A 6,663-nucleotide genomic window follows, 5' to 3' on the forward strand; every position below is an offset into this window, starting at 1 on the left:
GTGTTGACAACGGGGGCTATGGGGAAATTCGCCAAAACGAACTCGATCGAGATATTCAGCCCGTTGGCGTTGATTTGCATCAACCCGATTGGCCTATCTTGGCTCGAGGAATGGGTTTTACAGCTCAGCAGGTAGGAACTCGCGATGACGTTGCTCCCATGATTCAGGGCGCTATCGCCGCCGGTGGATTGCAGTTTGTACATATCCCACTTGCAAGCATTCCCCGTTAGAACTAGGAGAATCTCATCACCATGTCCTCTAACCCTTCTCAAAATATCGGCCCAATAGACCTCACAAACAATCCACGCTTTGCACACATCGCAACATTTGCTCGTCTACCACTTCTGCGAGATGTAGAGAGAGCAGATATTGCTGTCGTGGGAATTCCTTTTGATGCAGGTGTGTCCTACCGCACAGGGGCGAGGTTTGGTCCAAGTCACGTTCGAGAGGCGTCTCGGCTATTGCGTGAGTACAATCCTGGACTCGATGTTGCACCTTTTGATGTTGCACAAGTTGTCGATGCTGGAGACATCGTTGCCAACCCCTACAACATCCTTGAGGCAATTACGAACATCGAAGAGGCTTCTGACGAGCTTCGAAAAGATGGCAAGAAACTCGTAGCGATTGGGGGCGACCACACTATTGCACTTCCATTGCTGCGTTCGGTATACAAGACGCACGGCCCGGTCGCACTTTTACACTTTGACGCTCACCTCGACACGTGGGACACCTACATGGGTGCTCCGTATACCCATGGCACGCCGTTCCGACGCGCATTCGAAGAGGGAATTCTTAACACCAATGCGCTTAGTCATGTAGGAACTCGCGGACCGTTATACGGCAAAGAAGATCTGACAGATGACGAGCGGATGGGTTTTGGAATCGTCACCTCGTACGACATCGGTCGTCGCGGACCGTTGGAGATTGGCCAGATGCTTCGCAAACGAATTGGTGACCAGCCACTCTACATATCTGTTGACATCGATGTCCTTGATCCAGCACATGCACCAGGTACCGGAACGCCTGAAGCAGGTGGAATGACGAGCCGCGAGCTCATAGAAATTTTGCGCAGCTTTGATGGGCGCAACATTGTTGGTGCAGACGTCGTCGAGGTATCGCCGGCCTACGACCACGCGCAGATGACTGCGATAGCAGCCTCGCATACCGCATATGAGCTGATCTCCCTGATGGCTAAACAACTCGGTCGCGAGCGTAGCTCATAAATTTGCAAACCCTAGAATTGGAGTAACCGATCACTATGAGTGACGTTTTTGACAGCGCTGAAAATATAGCCCTTAGCTGGGTTGATGACCACGAACAAGACCTCTCTAATTGGCACCAAACAATCTGGAATTATGCTGAGCCGGCGTGGAGAGAATATAAGTCCGTCGAATGGTACGTCGCGACGCTGAGGCAACATGGTTTCGAAGTCGAGGAGGGCAGTGCAGGTATGCCGACTGCGTTCTCAGCGACTTGGTCGAACGGTGACGGCCCGACTTTGCTGACGTACGCTGAGTACGACGCTGTTCCTGGTAATGGACAAGCAGCGACCACTGAACGTAAGTCGCGCGATGGTGTGAGTGAGTTTGCTCCGGGTCATACGGACCCGCATTCAGCGCTCGGTATTTCTACGCTTGCCGGTTTGTTAGCCACCAAAGCGGCGATGGAAGCAGAGAATATTTCTGGAACGCTTCGCTACACAGGGGAGCCGGCAGAGAAAATGCACGGTTCAAAAGTCGTCCACGGCCTTCGAGGTTACTACGACAATGTGGACGCAATTATCAGCTTTCATCCGTTTTACATGCTGCCCTTATGTAACACTGTCCGCTGGGATACTCAGTGCGGTGCGTACTACTCGAAGGTCTACACCTTCGTATGCGATGAGCCTGAGTCATGGCAGCTAACTAATATCGACAGCCCTATACCGGCATCACACTCAGCTGCTCGCGCTCCTGGAGCGAATGTGGCTCTCATGAACATGTATATGAGCTCAAAGGTGATGCAAGACAATATGCTCCCTGCTCACGGTGGGTGGTCTCTCTCCGAGGCACTTTTCACAAATGGACAAGCAACGGCAGATAATTTGCCACAGCGATTTGCGCAAATCCAATATTCATGGCGCTGTCCTACCATCGAAATGGCAGAGCATGTTCTAAACGTCCTGGATCGAAACGCTGAGCACGCAGCTGCTATTGCGCACTCGCGAGTTGTTTCAACCTGGGTTGCTCGAAGCCGCCCAGGAATCACAAACCATGTACTCGCAGAGACTCTTTACCGACAACTGGAACGCGTGGGTGCCCCGAAGTACGGCTCTGAAGCTGTAAATATCGCGAGAGAGTTGCAACAATCCCTTGGCCTCTTGCCCATGGAGAACCCCATCCTGCCTGAGTGCGAGCAGCTCATTGAGCCGCAAGAGGCAGAGCGTAGATTGCGGGAACATATGCCGGCCTGGCAAACAAACTGGACGAGTGACGACTATGTCGAAATGACTCACTATGCTCCAACGGTTCGGTTTTATGTTTCACGAGCCGCACTCGCTCCTGTTGAAGGAGGTAAAGCCTATCCGGCGTGGGTGATGAACGCTCTGGGAGGAATTCCCGCAACAATTGATCCCACCATCATCACAACTGGTAAAACGGTCGCTCTCACAATGTTGGATTTGCTCCGCTCACCCCAAAAACTGGCCGCAGCTCGGGCAGAGTTTGACACACGCCGAGCTGCAAATCCGATTGAGCCCTTGCTCCCACGTGACTTTGAGCCACCAATTGGTTTGCCTTGGCCAGCATATGTAAGCGACCCTCACGATCAAACTGGTCGCTGGGTACCTGATATGAATGTGTAGCAGGGAGCTTTTTGTCGCTTTATCTTTTCCTTGAGTTCAGGTTCCTCAATTAGGGTGCTGGGAACAAGAAGATGGGTGCCCACTGGGGGTGGTAGGCATAAATCAGAACAAGGAAGACAACAACGTCAAAGAGTAAGTGCACGGTAATGACGTAGTAGACCGATTTACTCTTCTCAAAAATCCAGGCCTGAATAAGTGCGAACGGAATGGTGAGCAGAGGCCCCCATGAGCGGTAGCCAAGTTCCCAGAGGAATGAAACAAAAACGATGGCTTGCAAACCGTTGGCAACCCACAACGGGAAGTGTCGCCTGAGCAGCGCGAAGATGGTGCAGATGAAGAAGAGTTCATCCCAGATACCAACAAAGCCAACGCCGACAAACAGTCGAGCAATTTCGGACGGCTCGGCCACTGCGGGCCAGTTGAGGTAACTTCCCGAGCCGATGAAATACACCGGCAGGATGAGCCATCCCAAGATGAGAACTAATCCAAGCCAGATCCACTCCAGCCTGGACCAAGGTTGTCCGGGTCTACCCGGGAACGAAATCGCGTGGTCCTTGAATACCCACCTACTCAGTGAGTAGGGAACAGCAACAGCCAGAACCAGCACTGTTCCCATCAGGGCGATATTGCCCCATTCAAGATTCGCCTTGAGGGAGATCTGTTCAATTCCCACCAAGGGAATGGCGATAAGCAAGAGGTCCCTGGCAAAGCGCCACGAGATTGTGAACGCAAGAGCAAGACCTGCGGTTACGGTGAGGTATCCCCACGAGGTGTGAAAAACAAAAAACAGCGGTGCAGAAGTGACTACTAATAGAGCTGACAAAAACATGCGTGCCCGAGTCCACTGAGTTGCGGGCAGGGTAAAACCGGGCGCACTGGCAGTCATGCCTCAAGAGTAGGTGACGATGGTTCGGTGTACTCACAGCAAATTTCAAGCATCTAGTTTGAGTGCTCACGCGCTAGGGTGAAGTCACGACTGAGGGGCAATACATCATGCATAAAAAGCTGTTCTGGGTTTATCTCGTGCTCTCCATTGCGGGACTGATCACTGCCTGGATTTTCAACGGCATAGCTGTGATGAATCAGGAAGACTACCTCGGTGCCTGGTTCGGGTCTGCAGTTGACTGGGTCCTCTCGGCTGATCTCACTATCGTTGCCATCGCTGTCGTGGTGTTTATGATCACCGAATCTCGACGCATCGGAATGAAACGAGTGTGGCTGTATATCCTGCTCTCAGGTGTGACCGCGATGGCCTTCACATTCCCCCTGTTCATGGCCATGCGTGAACGTCGACTGGGTGAACTTTCCTCAACTGCTCTTGCTCTAAAGAACTAGGCTGGCGCCATGGAAAACGAAAACTCGGTCATGAGTGTGGGATCGAAGAACTCGGTGCTGAGTTTGTGGTCAACAAATTCGTTTATGTCCATCGGTTCTCGAGGCTCAGCTTTTTCCATTGGCTCGATTGGATCTTTTGGCAGCATCCTTTCTATTGGCTCATTTCTGAGTGTGCTGAGCATTATGTCGAGCCTCGCCTTTCTGGGTTTGATGGCGTCCAAGAAGCGGGCCAAGCTTTCTCGGCGCTGAAGTTTTTTCGGGCAGTAGGTGGATAAATCCCCCTCGCCGGGCAGTGTTCCGGTAGAAATAGGTCATGAGCGTGCGAACTCCTGATCCCAACGGCGGCTGGCTAAGCGACGACGAGCTTTCCTCGATCCGCCGCCGACTTCCCCTTCTCTATGTTGAGGCTGTGCCTGTTCGAGTTGACGGCCTCGGTGTTGTTACCGAAGTTGGTTTGTTGCTGCGCGCTAATTCGACCGGAGAAATGACCCGCACCCTCGTCTCTGGCCGTGTGATGTATGGCGAGACTCTGCGCGAAGCGCTGTTTCGCCACCTTGAAAAAGATTTAGGCCCCATGGCTTTCCCTCTCCTGCCTGCTAATCCCAATCCTTTCCATGTTGCTGAGTACTTCCCGCTTCCAGGTATCTCGCAGTTCACGGATGAGCGACAGCACGCAGTGTCACTGGCCTATGTGGTCCCCGTGACGGGAACATGTGATCCGCGTCAAGACGCTTTGGAAATTACCTGGCTCACACCTCGTGAGGCAGCGAGCGATGCAGTCACCTCGGAAATGGAAGGTGGTCGAGGAGCATTACTTCGTGCTGCCTTGGCTTCAGTCGGTGCGCTGAACTAATCAGCTCCTGCTTTTTTAGGGATAAACCCCTATTATTGGACTTTTGGCCTGATTTCGGGCAAAAATCTGCCCGTATACTGATACCGACTGTTTATTCCAGGTTTGTCGAGGCGAAAGGACATCGTGGATATCGAACTTCCCGTTGTGCCTGACAAAAAAGGACTAGATCCCCAGCAGGTCAACGTAGCGCTCACTGACGTGCAGATTGAGGTCTCACGCCTGGAATCTGAGCGCGCAGAGATTGATAAGCGTATCGACACCCTTACACGCGAGGTTGCCGAGGTTCGCAGCGCACTCAAGCGTGCCAGCGCAAAGCCTTCCTTCTCCGACCTTGGTGCTGCATTTGAACAGACTCTTCGCGTAGCTGAAGAACAAGCGGGCAAGCTCATTGCTGATGCGCAAACAACTAGCGCTCTGACTCAACGTTCTGCAGAAGAAGAAGCAATAGCTGTTACTGAGAATGCCGACAAGCAGGCGGCCAAACTTATTTCGGAAACTGAGGCTCGTGTTGAACGCCTGATTAAGGAATCAGAGAAAAAACTGAGTGAAGCCCTGAGCACTGCTCGTTCTACTCTCGCCAACGCAGAAATTCAGCACGAAGAAGCCACGAAGATTGCAGAAGCAATCACTATTGAGGGCGCTCAAAAGCGTGAAACTCTCGAAACAGAGCTCGCTCAAGAAATTGAACAGTCACGTAATGAGATTGCAACTCTGCGCCAGGTTCACGAGCGCGACAAGCGCCGCATTGAAGAAGAGATAGAGGTTCTGCGCGCTAAGGCCGAGCGTGACAACGGTCGCCTCATTGCTGAAAACGAAACCTACATTGCCAAGCTTCTCGAAGAGTCCCAAAAGAATCTGGACATTGCTCGTGAACGTGCTCGCGAGATTCTTGTCGAATCACAAAAGAACTTTGCAGCTTCACGCCAAGAGGGTGTGGCCTTGGTTCGCGAGGCTCGCGAAACTGCGGCAGGAATTATTCGCCGTGCTCGTGCTCGTGCCAACACGTTGACTGAGCGCCTCGAAGAGCGTTCAGCAATTCTGCTGGAAAACGGTGAAAACCTTCTCGATGGCATTAACACTGAACGCGAGGCTGTCGAAGCTTTCAATTCAGAATTGCGCATCATTGCTTTGTCTGAGCAGAGCAAAGACGACGACAATCTGTTGAACTATGTCTCCGTTGCAGATGACGAGCTGGCGGAAGAATTGACTGTCGAAGCTTTGGACATGAATGATGATTCCCTAACCGATGAGACGAAACGGTAGGGCTGAAACATGGATCTGACTCGATCATTCAAAACTGTTCGTCGTAACGGCTACGACCCGAACGACGTCAAGCGTGTATTCCGCGATGCTGAAGCACGCATGGAAGAACTTCGCCAAAGCACACGCTCGGGCATTGCCACCGTCGAAAAGCTTGAACGCGAGCTTGCAGACTTCCGTGATGCGCTTCGTCGCTCTAACGCCAAGCCCACTTTTGCCGACTTGGGTTCGGCCTTCGAGCAAACCCTTCGTGTCGCTGAAGAGCAGGCCGACAAGCTTGTAGCTGATGCAGAAGCCGATGCCAAAGTTGTTCGCGAGTCTGCTCGCGCTGAGGCTGAAACAGTCACGCGCGCAGCCAAAAACAAAGCATCAA

General features: G+C 52.4%; 8 protein-coding genes and 1 pseudogene. 8 read left to right on the forward strand and 1 reads right to left on the reverse strand.

Features of this window, described 5'->3' with window-relative positions; translation table 11 throughout:
- From RR877_RS09385 to RR877_RS09395, 3 genes are all read left to right on the forward strand, one after another.
- Positions 1–230 (forward strand): thiamine pyrophosphate-dependent enzyme (locus RR877_RS09385; protein ID WP_332628027.1); only part of this gene is annotated, 230 nt, incomplete at its 5' end.
- Between the two features lie 21 nt (positions 231–251).
- Positions 252–1,223, forward strand: a complete 972-nt coding sequence (speB, locus tag RR877_RS09390; protein ID WP_332618751.1) for an agmatinase — start codon at positions 252–254, stop codon at positions 1,221–1,223.
- Positions 1,224–1,258: 35 nt separating this feature from the next.
- Positions 1,259–2,842, forward strand: a complete 1,584-nt coding sequence (locus RR877_RS09395; RefSeq protein WP_332628029.1) for an amidohydrolase — start codon at positions 1,259–1,261, stop codon at positions 2,840–2,842.
- Between the two features lie 49 nt (positions 2,843–2,891).
- On the opposite strand, the gene RR877_RS09400 is transcribed toward RR877_RS09395, so the two are convergent.
- Positions 2,892–3,671: a CPBP family intramembrane glutamic endopeptidase gene (locus RR877_RS09400; RefSeq protein ID WP_332618754.1), complete on the reverse strand. Its 780-nt coding sequence runs from the start codon at positions 3,669–3,671 to the stop codon at positions 2,892–2,894.
- 164 nt (positions 3,672–3,835) lie between these two features.
- On the opposite strand from RR877_RS09400, the gene RR877_RS09405 reads away from it, so the two are divergent.
- The 5 genes and pseudogenes from RR877_RS09405 to RR877_RS09425 form a co-directional block, all read left to right on the forward strand.
- Complete coding sequence (locus RR877_RS09405; RefSeq protein ID WP_332551205.1) at positions 3,836–4,177, forward strand: DUF2834 domain-containing protein; 342 nt, start codon at positions 3,836–3,838, stop codon at positions 4,175–4,177.
- A gap of 9 nt (positions 4,178–4,186) precedes the next feature.
- Positions 4,187–4,426, forward strand: a complete 240-nt coding sequence (locus RR877_RS09410) for a hypothetical protein (protein WP_096382590.1) — start codon at positions 4,187–4,189, stop codon at positions 4,424–4,426.
- A gap of 64 nt (positions 4,427–4,490) precedes the next feature.
- The gene (locus RR877_RS09415; protein ID WP_332551206.1) at positions 4,491–5,030 is read left to right on the forward strand and encodes an NUDIX hydrolase family protein; all 540 of its coding nucleotides are present in this window, start codon (positions 4,491–4,493) and stop codon (positions 5,028–5,030) included.
- A 123-nt stretch (positions 5,031–5,153) separates the two neighbouring features.
- Entirely contained in the window at positions 5,154–6,293 is a 1,140-nt protein-coding gene (locus RR877_RS09420; RefSeq protein WP_332551207.1) for a hypothetical protein, read from the forward strand.
- 9 nt (positions 6,294–6,302) lie between these two features.
- A pseudogene (locus tag RR877_RS09425) lies at positions 6,303–6,663 on the forward strand (hypothetical protein); the annotation flags it as partial.

The sequence above is a fragment of the Aurantimicrobium sp. genome (genome assembly GCF_036667855.1).
Taxonomy (GTDB): domain Bacteria; phylum Actinomycetota; class Actinomycetes; order Actinomycetales; family Microbacteriaceae; genus Aurantimicrobium.

Bases quoted from the DNA above. Each gene is read 5' to 3' on its own strand.
- speB (WP_332618751.1), top strand. From the start codon at position 252: ATGTCCTCTAACCCTTCTCAAAATATCGGCCCAATAGACCTCACAAAC.
- RR877_RS09395 (WP_332628029.1), top strand. From the start codon at position 1,259: ATGAGTGACGTTTTTGACAGCGCTGAAAATATAGCCCTTAGCTGGGTT.
- RR877_RS09400 (WP_332618754.1), bottom strand. From the start codon at position 3,671: ATGTTTTTGTCAGCTCTATTAGTAGTCACTTCTGCACCGCTGTTTTTT.
- RR877_RS09405 (WP_332551205.1), top strand. From the start codon at position 3,836: ATGCATAAAAAGCTGTTCTGGGTTTATCTCGTGCTCTCCATTGCGGGA.
- RR877_RS09410 (WP_096382590.1), top strand. From the start codon at position 4,187: ATGGAAAACGAAAACTCGGTCATGAGTGTGGGATCGAAGAACTCGGTG.
- RR877_RS09415 (WP_332551206.1), top strand. From the start codon at position 4,491: ATGAGCGTGCGAACTCCTGATCCCAACGGCGGCTGGCTAAGCGACGAC.